This window comes from Brevibacterium yomogidense, from assembly GCF_900163715.1.
GTDB classification, from domain to species: Bacteria; Actinomycetota; Actinomycetes; order Actinomycetales; family Brevibacteriaceae; genus Brevibacterium; species Brevibacterium yomogidense_A.
The window spans coordinates 1-16,353 of sequence record NZ_FWFF01000007.1 but is presented as its reverse complement, the minus strand read 5'-3'; the positions used below and the strand labels follow the sequence as shown (position 1 = coordinate 16,353).

The 16,353-nt window shown below is 69.0% G+C and carries 16 protein-coding genes and 1 other RNA gene; 8 read left to right on the top strand and 9 right to left on the bottom strand.

The annotated features are described in order from the left end of the window. Positions 1 to 27 precede the first annotated feature (27 nt). Both FM105_RS05130 and FM105_RS05125 read right to left on the bottom strand, forming a co-directional pair. Entirely contained in the window at positions 28 to 483 is a 456-nt protein-coding gene (locus FM105_RS05130; RefSeq protein WP_179207076.1) for a Fur family transcriptional regulator, read from the bottom strand. A gap of 58 nt (positions 484 to 541) precedes the next feature. After that, the gene (locus tag FM105_RS05125) at positions 542 to 2,050 is read right to left on the bottom strand and encodes a fatty acyl-CoA synthetase (RefSeq protein ID WP_087005949.1); all 1,509 of its coding nucleotides are present in this window, start codon (positions 2,048 to 2,050) and stop codon (positions 542 to 544) included. Between the two features lie 70 nt (positions 2,051 to 2,120). Between FM105_RS05125 and FM105_RS05120 the strand changes: the two genes are divergently transcribed. Then, positions 2,121 to 2,966, top strand: a complete 846-nt coding sequence (locus FM105_RS05120; protein ID WP_087005809.1) for a Nif3-like dinuclear metal center hexameric protein — start codon at positions 2,121 to 2,123, stop codon at positions 2,964 to 2,966. A gap of 1 nt (position 2,967) precedes the next feature. Next, the gene (locus FM105_RS05115; RefSeq protein ID WP_087005805.1) at positions 2,968 to 3,699 is read left to right on the top strand and encodes a zinc ribbon domain-containing protein; all 732 of its coding nucleotides are present in this window, start codon (positions 2,968 to 2,970) and stop codon (positions 3,697 to 3,699) included. Between the two features lie 24 nt (positions 3,700 to 3,723). On the opposite strand, the gene FM105_RS05110 is transcribed toward FM105_RS05115, so the two are convergent. Further along, positions 3,724 to 4,488: a YaaA family protein gene (locus tag FM105_RS05110; protein ID WP_087005802.1), complete on the bottom strand. Its 765-nt coding sequence runs from the start codon at positions 4,486 to 4,488 to the stop codon at positions 3,724 to 3,726. A gap of 129 nt (positions 4,489 to 4,617) precedes the next feature. Further along, positions 4,618 to 5,493 (bottom strand): SDR family oxidoreductase, encoded by an 876-nt coding sequence (locus tag FM105_RS05105; protein WP_256970244.1) that lies wholly within the window; start codon positions 5,491 to 5,493, stop codon positions 4,618 to 4,620. A 157-nt stretch (positions 5,494 to 5,650) separates the two neighbouring features. Here FM105_RS05105 and rnpB point away from each other — a divergent pair. Then, positions 5,651 to 6,045, top strand: an RNA gene (gene rnpB, locus FM105_RS05100) — RNase P RNA component class A. Between the two features lie 23 nt (positions 6,046 to 6,068). Here rnpB and FM105_RS05095 read toward each other — a convergent pair. Together FM105_RS05095 and FM105_RS05090 are read right to left on the bottom strand one after the other, a co-directional pair. Beyond that, positions 6,069 to 6,374, bottom strand: a complete 306-nt coding sequence (locus FM105_RS05095) for a hypothetical protein (RefSeq protein WP_087005799.1) — start codon at positions 6,372 to 6,374, stop codon at positions 6,069 to 6,071. A gap of 39 nt (positions 6,375 to 6,413) precedes the next feature. Further along, positions 6,414 to 7,001: an oxygenase MpaB family protein gene (locus FM105_RS05090; RefSeq protein WP_087005796.1), complete on the bottom strand. Its 588-nt coding sequence runs from the start codon at positions 6,999 to 7,001 to the stop codon at positions 6,414 to 6,416. 194 nt (positions 7,002 to 7,195) lie between these two features. Here FM105_RS05090 and FM105_RS05085 point away from each other — a divergent pair, with 194 nt between their 5' ends. Continuing rightward, positions 7,196 to 7,552: an iron chaperone gene (locus FM105_RS05085; protein WP_087005792.1), complete on the top strand. Its 357-nt coding sequence runs from the start codon at positions 7,196 to 7,198 to the stop codon at positions 7,550 to 7,552. A 4-nt stretch (positions 7,553 to 7,556) separates the two neighbouring features. Here the strand turns inward: FM105_RS05085 and ppgK are convergent, their stop codons facing one another. After that, positions 7,557 to 8,399: a polyphosphate--glucose phosphotransferase gene (gene ppgK, locus FM105_RS05080; protein WP_087005789.1), complete on the bottom strand. Its 843-nt coding sequence runs from the start codon at positions 8,397 to 8,399 to the stop codon at positions 7,557 to 7,559. 63 nt (positions 8,400 to 8,462) lie between these two features. Continuing rightward, on the bottom strand, positions 8,463 to 9,377 hold the full coding sequence (gene map / locus FM105_RS05075; RefSeq protein ID WP_087005786.1) for a type I methionyl aminopeptidase: 915 nt from the start codon (positions 9,375 to 9,377) through the stop codon (positions 8,463 to 8,465). A gap of 154 nt (positions 9,378 to 9,531) precedes the next feature. Here map and FM105_RS05070 point away from each other — a divergent pair, with 154 nt between their 5' ends. Next, positions 9,532 to 10,245 carry a FadR/GntR family transcriptional regulator gene (locus FM105_RS05070; RefSeq protein WP_087005783.1) on the top strand — a complete coding sequence of 238 codons (714 nt, stop codon included), beginning with the start codon at positions 9,532 to 9,534 and terminating at the stop codon, positions 10,243 to 10,245. An 85-nt stretch (positions 10,246 to 10,330) separates the two neighbouring features. Here the strand turns inward: FM105_RS05070 and ald are convergent, their stop codons facing one another. Next, positions 10,331 to 11,449 (bottom strand): alanine dehydrogenase, encoded by a 1,119-nt coding sequence (ald, locus tag FM105_RS05065; RefSeq protein ID WP_087005780.1) that lies wholly within the window; start codon positions 11,447 to 11,449, stop codon positions 10,331 to 10,333. Positions 11,450 to 11,617: 168 nt separating this feature from the next. Here ald and FM105_RS05060 point away from each other — a divergent pair, with 168 nt between their 5' ends. From FM105_RS05060 to FM105_RS05050, 3 genes are read left to right on the top strand one after another with little or no spacing between them, the layout of a single operon-like run. Next, positions 11,618 to 11,812 carry a hypothetical protein gene (locus FM105_RS05060; RefSeq protein WP_087005775.1) on the top strand — a complete coding sequence of 65 codons (195 nt, stop codon included), beginning with the start codon at positions 11,618 to 11,620 and terminating at the stop codon, positions 11,810 to 11,812. A gap of 13 nt (positions 11,813 to 11,825) precedes the next feature. Then, on the top strand, positions 11,826 to 13,163 hold the full coding sequence (locus FM105_RS05055) for a glutamine synthetase family protein (protein ID WP_087005944.1): 1,338 nt from the start codon (positions 11,826 to 11,828) through the stop codon (positions 13,161 to 13,163). A gap of 2 nt (positions 13,164 to 13,165) precedes the next feature. Continuing rightward, a complete protein-coding gene (locus FM105_RS05050) occupies positions 13,166 to 16,291 on the top strand; it encodes a bifunctional [glutamine synthetase] adenylyltransferase/[glutamine synthetase]-adenylyl-L-tyrosine phosphorylase (protein ID WP_256970243.1) in 3,126 nt (1,041 codons plus the stop codon). Positions 16,292 to 16,353 lie beyond the last annotated feature (62 nt).

The following is a 16,353-nucleotide window of genomic DNA, read 5'->3' as shown; positions in this document are numbered from 1 at the left end:
GCCGGTTCGGGGCAGCGCGGGCAGGCATCAGGCCGTCGAGGCGTGGGATGCCTCCCACGCGCCGACGCACTCCGTGCAGACCGCCTGGAACGTGACGTCTGCGCTGAGGAGCACAGGCATCCCACTGGTGCCGACGGGGGAGAGGCACGGAGCATCTCCGGTCACGCAGTCCACGTCCTCGATGCGGTGGCACACCACACACCGGATGTGATGGTGGTTGTCGTCCGTCCGCGTCTCGTAGCGGGCTGCGCCCGGTGCGTCGACGCGACGGAGAAGACCCTTCTCCGTCAGGTCGTTCACGACGTTGTGGACGGATTGCATCGAGAGTGACGGGAGCTGTTCCGCGATGCCGGCATGGACTTCCGCCGCAGTGCAGTGCGGGTTCGCGGTGAGGAAGTCTAGTGCGGCGACACGGCCCGGTGTGGCGCGCATTCCAGCGCGGCGCACCTGGTCCGTGAGGTCGGCTTCCTGCATTCTCTGCATAGTTTTAGGGTAGTCGCTCTTTTGTGTTGTGGCAAATAAGGGGCAGGCAGTCGGCCCCTCAGGAGCGCAGCTGGCGCTTGAGGATCTTCCCGGAGGTGTTCTTGGGCAGCTCATCGATGAAGTGCACCGCCTTCGGCACCTTGAACGGTGCGAGGCGTTCGCGGACGTGGGCGATGACGGCATCGCCGTCGATCTCGCCCTTCTTCACGACGTAGGCAGTGATCGCCTCGATCCACTTCTCATCCGGAGTGCCGACGACGGCGACCTCTGCGACGGCGTCGAGCTCGAAGATCGCGTCCTCGACCTGGCGGGAGGCGACGAGCACGCCACCCGTGTTGATGACGTCCTTCACTCGGTCGACGACTTCGATGAAGCCCTCCTCATCCTGGACCACGAGGTCGCCGGAGTGGAACCATCCGCCCCGGAACGCCTCTTCCGTCGCTTCGGGCTTGTTCCAGTACCCCTCGCAGAGCTGTGGCGAGCGGTAGAGGATCTCACCCTGCTCGCCGGGAGCCACGTCCTTCCCGGAGGAGTCGACCACGCGGGTCTCGACGAAGAGCACGGGACGGCCGGCGGACCCGGGGTGCGCATCGTGCTCCTCGGGTCGCAGCACGGTGGCGAGAGGGCCCATCTCCGACTGGCCGAACGCGTTGTAGAAGCCCATGCCCGGCAGCGCCTCGCGCAGTCGTGCCAGGACGGGCCCGGGCATGATGGACGCGCCGTAGTAGCCCTTCGTGAGGCTGGAGAGGTCACGTGCACCGAACTCGTCGTGATTGGCGAGTGCGACCCACACGGTGGGCGCGGCGAAGAAGGCTGTGATCCGCTCCTTCTCGAAGATCTCGAACAGCTGGGCCGGAACCGGTCCCGGAACGATGAGGTTGTATCCGCCCTTCATGAGCGACGGGAGCATGAACACGTGCATCTGCGCCGAATGGTACAGCGGCAGGGCGTGGACCATCCGGTCGGATGCTTCGAAGTCCAGGACGTCGAGGCAGCTGAGGTAGTGGTGGATCAGCGCGCGGTGGGTCATGATCGCGCCCTTGGGCGATGACGTCGTGCCGGACGTGTAGAGCAGCTGGGCGACGTCGGTGTCGACGACGGTGAACTCGTCATCACGCTGGGGCTCCCCGCCGTCAGCGGCGGCGACCGGCACGAGGTCCTCGAACGTCCGGACCGACAGCGTCGGGCCGGAGGCCGTCGCCGTCACGTGCTCCGCGAGCGCGGCATCTGCGAAGACGACGGTGGCCCCGGAGTCCGTGAAGAAGTAGTCGAGCTCATCGCCGCGCATCTGGAAGTTGATGGGGACGTGGACGAGCCCCGCCCGCGCACAGGCGAGGTACGTGAGGACGTAGAGATCCGAGTTCGCGCCGAATGCGGCGACGCGGTCCCCGTGCTCGAGGCCCAGCCCCACGAAGTGGCGGGCCAGGGCGGTCACGGCGCCGTCCCACTGACGGTAGGTCCACGTGCGATCGCCGAATGCGACGGCGGTCGCGTCGGGGGTGCGCTGTGCCGTGCGGCGCACGACGTCGGCAACGGTGCTCTGACGAGGTGATGTGGTCTGTCCCATGATCAGAACGTATCGGACGCGGGTGACGCGTGCCACTCACGTCCGAGTCGTGGTCGACTACGGTGGAGTCATGGTCGAACCCACGCTCGCGCAGGTGCGCGCACTCATCGATGAACTGTGGCCGGAGGCGTACGCGGAGGCGTGGGATTCCGTCGGGCTGACCGCAGGCGATCCGACTGAGCGGGTGACGTCCGTCCTGCTGGCGGTCGACCCGGTGGACGACGTCATCGCGGAGGCCGAGGAGACCGGTGCAGACGTTCTCCTCACCCACCATCCCCTCCTGCTGAGGGGGATCACCTCGGTCGCCTCCGACACTCTCAAGGGCGGACAGCTCACACGCCTCGTCCGTGCCGGGATCGCGCACATCGCCGCCCACACCAATGCTGATTCACAGCTGGGAGGCGTCTCCGACGCGCTCATCGAGACGCTCGGGGTGCCGGTCGAGGGACCGCTCGTGCAGACGGCCGGAGCTCCGGACGGGGTGGGCATCGGCCGCTGGGGCGACCGTGAGCCCACGACGGTGCGTGCGCTCGCGGAGACGCTCGCGAAGGTCCTGCCCGCCACCGTGACCGGTGTGCGGATCGCAGGCGATCCCGACGCCGAGGTCCGCCGAGTCGCAGTCTGCGGAGGTGCGGGCGATGGTCTCTTCGATTCCGTCCGAGAGGTGGGCGCCGACGTCTACATCACCTCCGACCTCCGACACCATCCCGCGACCGAGGCCCGGGACACCGCACATCGCGGCGCCGGCCTCCCGCACCTCATCGACATCTCACATTGGGCCGCGGAATCGCTGTGGCTCGACCGGGCGGCTGAATTGCTGGGAGAGGTGGCGGCCCAGCGCGGCTGGAACCTGCGCGTCAGGGTCTCCACCCGGCGCACCGACGCGTGGACGCTGCGGATCGCACAGGAGGACTGATATGGCCGACGAACACCTCTCAGAGGAGCAGGCAGCCGCACTGCGCGAGTGGATCGCGGAGGGCTCGCACCTGCGCACGCTGCAGCACGAGGCGAAGCAGACTGAACGACTCGAGGCGCTGCGCGCTCTTGCAGGTGAGCATGGCGAGCTGCAGAACGAGCGCACTCGTCTCGCCGCGGTGCACGCCGAGCAGGAGAAGGCAGCCCGCGACGCGGAGAACAGCGCCGATGACGTGCGTGAGCGTGTGATGCGCACGGAGACGCGCCTCAACGACGGCACTGGACTCACCTCGCGGGACCTCATGGGACTGCAGGATGAGATCGCGGGCCTGCGCGAACGCATCGACCTCATCGAGGGCGAGCAGGTCGAAGCGCTCGAAGCGGCGGAGGAGACAGCCTCGCAGCTGGCGGACACGACTGCGAAAGCGGAGGAGGTCGCGGCCCGCGGACGCGAACTGCAGGCAGAGCGCGCGAGCGAGGACGAGCGCCTCACCGGTGAGATCGCGGAGGTCGAGAAGATCCGTGCGTCACTGCTCGAGCGGATTCCCGCTGATCTGCACGGTCGTCTCCGGGCGGAGGGCTCGTATCCGGCTGCCGCTGTCGTGACCGCAGGCTCGTGCGGGGCCTGCGGAGAGCAGCTCTCCGGCATGCTCGGAGACACCTACCGGAACCTCGGTCCCGGAGGCATGCTCGACTGCGACGGCTGCGGAGCCCTCCTGCTCAAGATCGCGTGACGTCCGTCGCCGTCCGCGTCGCGATCAGGACTCCGGCAGCACCACGGTGAGGGAAGCGGGCTTCCTGCCCGCAGCGGGCGTGAGCTCGACCTCGTACCAGGCGGATGCGGCCTCGGCGACGTCTTCCGCTGTGGAAGGCAGTGCGGCAGGCGAGCGCAGCAGCCTGCCGACCAGCTCACCGCGGGTGTGCTTCGCGAAGTGGGAGACCACCTTCCGCGCTCCGCTGCGCACCTGGACCACGTCGATCGTGACGACCTGTGCAGACGGCCCCGGCCACGCAGCACGGTAGTCAGCGGAGCGGCAGTCGACCAGCAGCTCGTCGGCGAAGGCTTCGTTGAGCACCGGCGCCAGCTGAGGCCTCCACCACGTCTTCGCTCGACCGAACTCCGGCAGCTGCGCTCCCATCGACAGTCGGTACGCGGGGATCAGATCGTCGATCCCGACGATGCCGAACAATCCCGACATGACGTGGACTGCGGACCGCTTCTCCTCAGGGACCTGTGCGAGGTCCTCCGCGCCCATCGCTGCGAAGAGCACTCCTGTGTAGACCGAGCTGGCCGGCCCTGTCGGAGCACTCGCCAGGCGGGTGTTCGCACGGACCTCCTCGTGCAGCGATTTCCCGACGCCCAGCAGGGTGAGCGCGTCGCTCCGCGTGGAGGTCTCGACGAGCGTCTGGAGCATCTGGTGCCGTGCCTCACCGAGCTGCGGGAAGGTGAGTCCGGCGACGTCCACGGGATCCCCCGAGCAAGGCGGCGTCTTGCCCTCCGACGGGGGGAGCAGGATCTTCACGGGGCATGTCCTCCTGGTGACGCCGCGGGCGGGTGGAGATCGGAGTGACCGACCACGAGGACTGTACCGGTCGCCGCGATGCGAGGAGCGACCGGGTGAACGCGGATCGTGGGGAACCGCCGGGTCCTCCTACGCGGACTTCTCCTGGGCGCTCCTTCGGAAGAACTCCTCGAGGTGATGCTCACCCCACCGCTCCCCGATCGCGTCACGGGTGAACCCCTCTGACAGGAACTCCGCGAGGACGGCTGTGCGGCCACCGACGCGTCGGGCTGCCCAGACTCCTGCCGTCACCGCTGCCGCCGGGATCCGGATCATACGGCAGGGCTTCCCGACGGCAGCGGCCGCGAGCCTCCCGACCTGGTCGAAGGTGAGGACGTCCGGACCGCCCACGTCCCAGCTGCCGCTGGTGTCGCCCAGACGGTCGGCGCAGTAGGCGGCCAGGTCCGCGCCGTGGATGGGTGCGATCCTGACTCCGCGTCCGGGCGGCAGCAGGACGAATCCGGATCGGGCCATCGACAGGAACTCGCTCATGTCGGAGAAGTAGGCCGACGGATTCACGATCTGGTGTGCTGTCGACGACCGGGTCAGTGCCTCGGAGAAGGCCGTCTTCGACCGCGTGATCAGCGACCGGCCGACCGCTGCGTGCATGACGTTGACGAAGAGGAAGGAATCGACCGACGCATTCTCCGCCTCCTCCAGCAGGCGCAGGTTGGCCCGGTAGTCGATGTCCCACGGGCTGGCCTTCTGCCGGGTGACACCGAGCGCGGAGCACACCCGGTCAGCCCCCTCGCAGAGTCCGGCGACGAATGACGGCGCTGTGATATTGCCTTCGCACCACTCCGCGACGCGACCCGCCAGCGACGGAGCTCCGAATGCACCGGGCTGTTCGGCGCGCTTCCGTGATCGGACGATCGCGCGGACTCGGTACCCCCGGTCAGAAAGCTCCTGCACGAGGTACCGACCGATGTACCCGGTCGCACCCGCAACTACGGCCAGCTCGGACACGGTGACTCCTCTCACTCCGGCTCGTCTCAGGCTGGCTGAGCCGGCAACCTTGTCTCTGCAGTGTGGGACACCGTTCCGGCGGCCCACAATGGTGAGCGTCGGGGTGCCGTGCCCAGCGCGGCGGAGCGCGACGAGGCGGTAGACTGTCGCGTCGAGGACAGGTCGCTGGACGGCCGCGGCTCAGCAGTGGCGAAAGCCGCTGGGCTGAGGAACGTCCGGGCTCCGCAGAGCAGGGTGGTGGCCAACAGCCACCCGGGGTGACCCGCGGGAAAGTGCAACAGAGAGCAGACCGCCCGGACCGGGAGCGATCCTGGGACGGGTAAGGGTGAAACGGTGGTGTAAGAGACCACCAGTGCTGCAGGTGACTGCGGCAGCTATGCAAACCCCACCCGGAGCAAGATCGGACAGACGGCGTTCGAGGGCTGCTCGCCCGAAGCCGTCGGGTGGATCGCTCGAGGCCGCTGGTGACAGCGGTCCCAGATAGATGGTCGTCGCGTGCACCGGGGTGACCGGGTGCACGAACAGAACCCGGCGTACAGGCGGCCTGTCCTCACCATCAGCCTCGGCTGACGTGCCTACGCGGCATCTGACGGGGCTCTCTCATACGCGGGGCGTCCGTCCTCGGTCGCTTCGAGCAGCTGTCCGAGGATCGCCTCGTTCGTCGCGATCTCCTTCTCGAGGGCGACCGGCAGCTGCTTCAGGAACTCGAATCTCTGTGCGACGAGCGGCACCTGCAGCGCCTCCGACACCTGGATGGATCGCCGCGGGACGTTGAGCCAGTCGGCCATCTCATCGCCGTGGATGATGCGGATCTGCGCCTCGGTGCGTTCGCGCAGCGGCTCCTCCGGCAGCTGCAGGACGACCGCCAGCTGCTGTGCCACCGCGCCGTGAGGGCGTTGACCAGCGATCGCGAGCCTTCATCAGGCTTCCCGGCCACTGCTGCGATGGCCTGCACCCATCTGCTCGGACGATTCATGGTCGTCGAGGCCGGACCGCACGTCATCGGGGATCCTGAGCAGGCCGCCGATCGTCTGCCAGAAGTAGTAGACGTCTCGGACCTCTTCGACACTGACACTGAGCTCATAGCCCATCTTCTGGAGCCCGCGGTAGGGGACGTAGGTGAAGTCGAACCATGTGCGGAGCATGTCGATCGCATTGATCGGCGTGCCGTACTCGTCTGTGCCGCCACCGTGGCTGAGGTGCTGTGCGCGGGAATACGCGTGCATCGCTCGCACCATCCCGGTGTGCTCGAATCCGCCGTGGCCGGGCTGGAGCGCATCGCGGAAGTACAGGTGGTAGCTCCAGTTCCGGGTGTCAGTGAGTCTGCGCAGCGCACCGTCGACCAGCCGACCGGTCCGGACGAGCACTGAGGAGATCGCCGGGCTCGCGTAGGTATTGGACAGCGATCCCGGACCGAGCGCGACCGAATGGGCGAGCACTGGGATGGCCAGGTAGATCCTGCGACTGCGGTCCATCCGCTCCCAATCGACGCCGACCAGCGCGGGCATCGCCGAAACGTGCTGCGAACGCGCCTCTGTCGCTGCGTCCGCGAGGCCACTGCAGGTTGTCCATGGTCACTCCTTCGGAACCAGGTTATACGCGTGTTCAGTGGGCGCCAGTCTAGCGCACGGACCGTGGGGACTAGTCTGAGGAAGGAACGAGCCAAGAGCCGGACCACCGCGAAGAATCGGGAGCGACTTCCATGACGACGATCGACGACCACGACGCGTATATAGCCGCGGCACCCGAATCCTTCCAGCCTTCCCTCAGGCAGCTCCGCACGGTTCTGAGACGCACCCTGCCGGACGCGGAGGAGATCGTGGCCTACAACATGCCGGGGTTCAGGATCGGCGGCACCATCGTCGCGGGCTATGCGGCGTTCAGCAAGCAGTGCGGGCTGTACGTCTCTGCGGGCGCAATCAGCGCACACGCCGAGGACATCGCGGTCGCCGGACTCAAGGCGACGAAGACCGGAGTCACATTCTCGCCACGCAGACCGATCCCGGACGACCTCGTCGAACGGCTGGCGCTGGCGTCGCGGAAGGATGCAGAGGCCTGAAAGGTCAGCCGACCTTCCGACGCACCTTCATCTTGCCCTTGTTGTGGCCCAGCAGGCCCGCGCCCACGATGCCCGCATTGTTCAGCAGCTCGGCTGCGCGAATCGGCGTCTCCACGTCGATGTCCGACAGGAAGTCCGCAGCGCGCTTCGAGATGCCGCCGCCCACGATGAAGAGGTCCGGCCAGAACAGCCGCTCGAGTTCGCGGTAGTAGACGGTCAGCCGCCTGCACCACTCCTGCATGTCGTACCCATCGCGGCGCATCGCCGCGACCGACGTGCGCGTCTCCGCCGCGACCCCGTCGACCGTGAGGTGGCCGAGCTCCGTGTACGGGAACAGCCTGCCTCCCGCGAAGAGCGCTGTGCCGATCCCGGTTCCCAGCGTCGTCATCATGACGGTGTCCTTGCGGTGGTCCCGGCCCGCTCCGTACGTCATCTCCGCGAGCCCCGCGGCGTCCGCGTCATTCGCCATATGGACCTTCGCCCCGAGTGCGTCACTCAGCGCGTCGACGATCGGGAACCCGTCGAACGCGGCGTCCAGGTTGCCCGTGAACTGCACAGTGCCCTGCTTGATGACCCCGGGGAACGCGCAGCCGATCGGCAGCCTCTCGACGTGGCCGGCCGTGGGGAGGAGGCCGGCTTCCTCCGACTGCTCGCCCAGTGTGCTGACGACGGACGCGACCGTCGCGATGACCGCCTGCGGGGTCGCCGGCTGCGGAGTGTCCTCGCGGACACGGCTCCCCAGCATCGTCCCGGTCGCCACGTCGACCAGTCCGGCCTTCGTCCCGGTGCCGCCGATGTCGATGCCGATGGCCAGTCGTGACGTCGTGAGGGTCTCGCGCTGTGACATGGGTGAACGCCTTTCGGATCCGGGCGGCATGCGCCGCACGGGGACGAGCGGGATGTGCGGTGTTCAGGCGGGGGATCCGGGCCCGTCGGCGATCGCCGCGCCGGGGGAGGGGAGCGTCAGGATGTCGGCGCCCGTGTCCGTGACGACGAGCGTGTGCTCGAACTGCGCGGAGCGCTTGCGGTCCGCAGTCACGATGGTCCAGTCATCGTCCCACTGCTCCCACTTCTCCGTCCCCAGATTGAGCATCGGCTCGATCGTGAAGACCATGCCGGGCTCGATGACCTCACTGTGGTTCGGCGCCGCATCGTAGTGCGGGACGATGAGGCCGGAATGGAATTCGCGTCCGACGCCGTGCCCCGTGAAGTCGCGCACGACTCCGTAGCCGAACCGCTGGGCGTACTTCTCGATGACCCGTCCGATCACATTGATCTGACGACCCGGCTTCACCGCGCGGATCCCGCGCATCGTCGCCTCGTACGTGCGCTGGACGAGCAGCCGGGACTCCTCGTCGACGTCGCCCACGAGGAACGTGAAGTTCGTGTCGCCGTGGACGCCGTCCTTGAATGCCGTGATGTCGACGTTGACGATGTCTCCGTCCGCCAGCACCGTGGAATCGGGGATGCCATGGCAGATGCACTCGTTGACCGACGTGCACGTCGACTTGGGGAACGCCCGGTACCCCAGCGTCGACGGATAGGAATCGTGGGCGACGAGGTAATCGTGGGCCACCGCGTCGATGTCGTCCGTGGTGATTCCCGGACGGATCATCCGGCCGATGGCCTCCAGCGCGTCTGCGGCGATGCGTCCCGCAGTCCGGATCCGCTCGACTTCTTCGGGGGAGTGGAGGTCGCCGCCGCGGCCCTCGTCCGGCACGTCTCGCCCGACGTATTCAGGCCGCGGGATGGAGGCGGGGACGACGCGCTGCGGCGACAGGCGGCCGGCGGTGAGAGTGCCCAGGGGCGCAGTGGATCCATTCATGATGCGGCCAGTCTAGCGAGCGCGCGGATGACATCGGATGAGGGTCCGCGCAGGTGTGCCGGCGACGGCGCACGGACCTATATCCTGGACGCGGCGAGCGCATCGGATGGCACGGAGCGGCTCGTCTCACGGAGCGCGCAGCGGGAGGTGGAGGATGGGACTGCAGGCGGACGCGTCCTTCGCCGATCTCTCCGACGTCGTCTCCGCCGCGTCGACCCCCGGCCAGATCGCGGACCACATCATGGCGTCGATCGCCGCGGGCGCCCTTCCGGAGGGCACGCGCCTGCCTGCCGAGCGCGACCTCGCAGACGCACTCGCCGTCTCCCGCTCGAGCGTGCGTGCCGCACTCTCCACGCTGGAGCGCGCGGGCTTCGTCGTCCGTCGCCGAGGCCGCGGCGGCGGAACCTTCATCTCCCGTGTCGAGGCCAGCCGGGTCGACGTCTACGCGGATCGGCTCACGGAGTTCCGACGTGCCCGCCGCGATCTGCTCGACGCCCGCGCGATCATCCAGAACCGCGTCGCCGCTGCCGCCGCAGACCGGCGGCCGGACGACTCCGTGGCGCAGCTGCGCCGCCGTGCGCTCGACTATGAGAGTGCCACGACGGCCGCCGAGGCCCGCACGGCCGACGCACGGCTGCATCACGCGATCGCCCTGGCCGCCGGCAATCCGCACCTGGTGGAGATCGCCCAGGAGCTGGACCGGAAGATCAATGCGGGCTTCCGCCACGACCCCTTCTCGGACTCGCTGTTCGCCCGCGCCTGCGCGGACCACACCGCGATCGTCGATGCGATCGCCGCGGGCCGGGCGGAGGACGCCGGCCGCCTGTGCGAGGCGCACTTCCGCAGCACGACGATGTCCGGCTCCTGAGGACGACGATGGCCGGCCCCCCCGGGAGGAGGGGCCGGCCATCGCGACGGTGATCGCGCGCTGCGGGGAACGGGAGTCGGGCGCGTCAGCCCGCCAGGGCCTCGGCGACGTCCTGGTGGTCCATGCCGAAGGCCTGGGCCACGGGAGCGTTCGTGAGGCGGCCCGCGGCCGCATTGAGCCCGCGACCCAGCGCGACGTCGGCTCCGAGGGCCTCCTTCCAGCCCTTGTCCGCGATGCGCCCGATGTACGGCAGCGTCGCGTTCGTCAGTGCTCGCGTCGCCGTGACCGGAGCGGCCCCGGGCATGTTCGCGACGCAGTAGTAGAGGGTGTCGTGCACCGCGAAGGTCGGGTCATCGTGCGTGGTGGGCCGCGATCCCTCGAAGCAGCCGCCCTGGTCGATCGCGATGTCGACGAGCACGCTGCCGCGGCCCATGCCGGCGACCATGTCGTCGGTGACGAGCTTGGGGGCACGGCTGCCGGGGATGAGCACGGAGCCGATGACGAGGTCCGAGCGCTTCACGGATTCGGCAATGTCCAGGGGCGTCGACATCTTCGTCTGGAGCCGGCCGTCGAAGACCTCGTCGAGGTAGCGCAGTCGGGGCAGATTCACGTCGAAGATCTCCACGTGCGCACCCATGCCCACCGCGGCGCGCGCGGCAGAGGCGCCTGCGGCGCCCGCGCCGATGACGGTCACATGGGCGCGATCCACTCCCGGGACTCCCGGCAGCAGCACGCCGCGACCGCCGGCGGGGCTCAGCAGGTGGTGCGCACCCTCCTGGACGGACAGACGACCGGCGATCTCGCTCATCGGGGCGAGCAGGGGCAGCCCTCCGCCGTCGGGCTGCACCGTCTCATACGCGATCGCGGTCGTGCCCGCGGAGAGGATCGCCTGGGTGAGGGATTCGTCCGCGGCGAGGTGGAGGTACGTGAAGAGGATCAGATCGTCGCGGAGGAAGCCGTGCTCTTCGGGGAGCGGCTCCTTCACCTTCACGACCATGTCGGCCCTGCCCCAGATCTCTGCGGCGTCCTCGATGATGCGCGCGCCCGCGGCGGCATACGCCTCGTCGTCGAAGTGCGCGCCCAGTCCGGCACCGGACTGCACCGCGACCTCGTGGCCGCGACCCGTGAGGTCGTGGACCCCGGCCGGCGTGAGCGCGACGCGGCGCTCGGCGCTCTTGATCTCCGTGGGAACGCTGATGCGCATGGTGTGCTGTCCTCCATCGTCGGCTGTGACGATCCGAGCGTAGACGCTCAAAGGTGTGCGCACCAAACCTTTTGTGCTCGGACGACATGCTCCGTTGGCCCCGACCCGCGACGATCGCGGCGGTAGGCTGGACGCACGATTCGCATGACCACCCGCGAGGAGGCACCCATGGCTGACACCCCGACGCCCGAGCACTACTGGTTCAACACGAAGTCCGGGCAGGTGGAGAAGGGCCCGCAGAGCAGCTGGGAGAACCGGATGGGCCCCTACGACACGGAGGCGGAGGCACGCAGCGCGCTCGACACGGCGGCATCCAAGTCTGCGCAGTGGGAGCGCGAGGACGCGAAGTGGGAGGACAGCTGAGCCGATGGCGACGATGAGCAAGCAGCAGGACTTCGTCCTCAAGACGGTCGAGGACCGCGACGTCCGCTTCATCCGACTCTGGTTCCCGGACGTGCTGGGCCGGCTGAAGTCGGTGGCGATCGTGCCCGCGGAGCTCGAGGGGGCATTCGGCGAGGGGATCGGATTCGACGGCTCGTCGGTCGAGGGCTTCTCGCGGGTCTACGAGGCGGACATGGTGCTGAGGCCGGATCCGTCGACGTTCTCGCTGCTGCCGTGGCGGGGTGAGACCGAGCCCACGGCGCGGATGATCTGCGACATCCATTCGCCCGACGGCGGGCCCGCACCGGCGGATCCGCGCAACGTGCTCAAGCGGAGTCTGGCGCGCGCCGCGGACGCGGGCTTCACGTTCTACGTCCACCCGGAGATCGAGTTCTACCTCTTCCAGTCCGGCGAGCTGGGCGGCTCCGCCCCCGTCCCCGTCGACACCGCGGGGTACTTCGACCATGTGAACGGAGGAACGGCGAACGACTTCCGCAGGGAGGCGGTGCAGACCCTCGAGACGATGGGGATCAGCGTCGAGTTCTCCCACCATGAGGCGGGGCCCGGTCAGAATGAGATCGATCTGCGCTACGCGGACGCGCTCACGATGGCGGACAACGTCATGACCTTCCGCGCGATGGTCAAGGAGGTCGCCGTGGAGCAGGGCGTGTACGCCTCCTTCATGCCGAAGCCGCTCGCCGGTGAGCCCGGCAACGGCATGCACACCCATGTCTCCCTCTTCGAAGGGGAGACGAACGCCTTCTACGCGCCGGGCGCGGAGTACCAGCTGTCCTCGATCGGACGGCATTTCGTGGCCGGACTGCTGCACTACGCACCGGAGATCACCGCGGTGACGAACCAGTACGTGAACTCGTACAAGCGGCTGTGGACGGGGCACGAGGCTCCCAGCTACATCTGCTGGGGGCACCGCAACCGGTCTGCGCTCATCCGGGTGCCGCAGTACAAGTCCGGGAAGGAATCGTCGGCGCGGGTCGAGTACCGCGGACTCGACTCCGCGGCGAACCCGTACCTCGCGTACGCGCTCATGCTCGCCGCCGGTCTCCAGGGGATCGAGGACGAGCTCCCGCTCCCGGAGGAGGCGGAGGACAACGTCTGGAGGCTCACGGATGCGGAGCGCCGCGCCCTGGGCATCCGCTCGCTGCCGCAGAGCCTCGACCACGCGATCTCCCTCATGGAGGACAGCGAGCTGGTCGCCACGACGCTGGGCGAGGAGGTGTTCGACTTCTTCCTCCGCAACAAGCGGCAGGAGTGGGCGAGCTACCGCGATCAGGTGACGCCCTTCGAGCTCGAGCGGCTCTTCGGCTCGCTGTGACGATGACTCGACGGGGGAGGAGCAGCGACCCGTCCCGGTCGAGCTCGCGCAGGCGGCCCAGCAGGGTGCTGCGGTTCCTCGGCGAGGTCGACGAGCAGCTGGGGACGTCGCTCGCAGATGATTCCGCCGTGCGAGCGCTCTTCGCAGCGGCCGTCGATCCGGATGCGGCGGCGCTCGGGCTGCTGCGCATCGTCGAAGCGGCGGATGCGTGCGATGACGCAGGGCTCCTCGACGCGCTGCGCGAGGAATCCGCGTCCCCGTCGACCGGCCTCCTGCCGCGGATCGTGACCGTCGCCGGCGCGTCCGAGGCGCTCACGGACCACCTCGTGCGTCACCCGGCGTCGGCGCTCGGCCTGCGAGGAGAGGGGCCGCTGCTCCTCGATTCTCCCGGCGCGGGTGCCGAAGCACTGCGGGATCTGCTGCTCCACGCAGTGGGCGCAGACTCCGATCGGGACGTCGCATCCCCCGTCGCGACGCGCACGGGACAGGAGGGAGTGGACGCGCTGCGCCGCGCGTATCGCGACGAGGTGCTGCGCCTGGTCGCCGACGACCTGGGGTCAGCCGAGCCCGCCCGCGTCGTCGACGAGATGTGCCGCATCCTGTCCGACCTGGCGGGTGCGGCGGTCGAAGCGGCGCTGGCGATCGCACGCGCGGAGCTGGATCCCCACGTGCGGGTGCGGATGGCGGTCATCGCGATGGGCAAGTGCGGTGCACGCGAACTCAACTACGTGTCGGACGTGGACGTGGTCTACGTCCACGCGCCGGGCGATGACGCACCGGACGATGCGGTTGCTCCGGACGACGACGGGGTGAAGGCCGCAGAGGACATGGTCGCGCGGATCACGGAGATCGTCGGTGCGGCGGGGCAGGAGCCCGCGCTCTGGGAGCTCGATGCCGCACTCCGCCCGGAGGGGAAGTCGGGCCGACTCCTGCGCACCGTCGACGAATTCGACGCCTACTACTCGGACGTCGCGGAGTCGTGGGAATTCCAGGCCCTGCTGAAGTCCCGTCACCTGGCCGGAGACGTGTTCCTGGGCAGGGAGTGGGCAGACCGGATGCGGCCCCATGTCTGGTCGGCCAGCCAGCGCGACGGGTTCGTCGAAGGTGTCCGCGCGATGCGGCGCAGGGTCGTCTCCCTGCTGCCCACCCAGCAGGCGGACGCGCAGATCAAGCTGGGCCGCGGCGGCCTGCGCGACGTGGAGTTCTCCGCACAGCTCCTCCAGCTGGTCCACGGCGGCGTGGACGAATCGATCCGCGCTCCCGCCACCCTCCTGGCCCTGTCGCGGCTGGGAGAGCGCGGCTACATCGCACGGTCCGACGCACGGGGCCTGGACGAGTGCTATCGGTTCCTCCGGGTGGTGGAACACCGCCTCCAGATCCCGCGACTGCTGCGCACCGCGGTGATCCCGCAGCTGGAGGACCGCAGGAGGAGGCTCGCCCGCGCAGTGTACTCCACGGGGGATCGGACCACCGCGCGCCTGGACCGTGCGCTGGCAGACGTCCGTCGCCGGGTGCGCTCGTACCACGAGCAGATCTTCTACCGCCCCATCCTCGACGCAGCGAGCTCCGACACCGTGCTGACCTCGCTCACCGCCGCGGATGCGCGGGATCGGCTGTCCGCATTCGGCTACCGGGATCCGAAGGCAGCGCTCACCCACATCCAGGCGGCGACGTCGGGAGTGAGCCGTGCGGCGGTGATCCACGGGCAGGTCCTGCCGGCGATGCTGGACTGGCTCGCAGAAGGGGTGAACCCCGACTCAGGACTCCTCGCGTTCCGTCGTCTGGGTGAGAGCCTGAGGGACTCGAGCTGGTACCTGAGGCTGCTGCGCGATTCTGGATCAGCAGTCCATTCGCTGGCGGCCGTGCTGTCCGCATCCTCCTATGCCACGAGTCTCCTCCAGCATGTGCCGAACGCCGTCGCGTGGATCGACGACGACTCCGCGCTGGCACCCCGTCCGCGGGAGTCGATCGCCCGTGAAGCACGGACGCTGCTGGCGCGCCACGGTGCCCGGGCGCTGCAGCCGCTGCGTGCGCTGCACGGCAGGGAGGTCCTGCGGACCGCGCTCACCGACGTGCTCGAGCAGCCGGGGGTGGACGAGATCGCCGCCGCGCTGTCGCGCAATGCGGACGTCTACCTCGACGCGCTGGTCTCCGCGCTCCGCCTGTCCATGGACGACGAGGGGGTGCCGCCCTACGAATTCGCGGTCATCGCGATGGGCCGGCTGGGCGGGGCGGAGATCGGATACTTCTCCGACGCGGACGTGATGTTCGCGTACCGGCCCAGCGGGGATCCGGCGGCGCCCGGGTCCGCCGGCCCCACCTCCGAGGACGCATCGAAGCTCGCCGCGCACGTGAAGCGCCTGGCGCTGGCCCTGACGAAGGAGGCGTCCCGACCGGATGCGCTGCCCGGCATCCTGGTGGATTCCGATCTGCGGCCCGAAGGGCGCTCCGGGCCTCTGGTGCGCAGCCTCGAATCGTACGCTTCGTACTACGCGAAGTGGTCGGAGCCGTGGGAGGCCCAGGCGCTGCTGCGCGCACGCCCCATCGCGGGGGACGCAGCGCTCTGCGAGGACTTCGTGGCCCTGATCGACGATCTGCGCTACCCGGAATCCGTCCCGGAGCGCTCAGTGCGGCAGATGCGGAAGCTCAAGGCGCGGATGGAGGCGGAGAGGCTGCCGCGCGGCGCTGACCGTCGCACGCACCTCAAGCTGGGCAGGGGCAGCCTGAGCGACGTGGAGTGGACGGTGCAGCTGCTCCAGCTCAGCCACGGCCGCAGGGTGGAGGAACTGCGGACGACCTCGACCCTGCCGGCACTGAGCGCGGCCGTCGATGCCTCACTGATCGCGGAGACCGATGCGGACGTGCTGCGTGAGGCGTGGCTGCTGGCCTCCGGCCTGCGATCCGCTGCGATGCTGTTCCGCGGGCGCACGGCCGCGTCGCTCCCGGCGGATCTCTTCGAGCTGGAGGCCTGCGCCCGACTGCTCGGATACCCCGCAGGGCGGAGCAGGGAGCTCGCAGAGGACTACCGCAGCGCCACGCGGCGTGCCCGCCGCGTGGTCGAGAGGCTCTTCTTCGGCTTCGACGGCACCGCGGACGCCGATGACCCGTGGGCGAACCGGCACGACTGAGCGGCCAGACGAAGCGGCCTGACGAAGCGGCCTGACGAAGCGGCCTGACGAAGCGGCCTGAC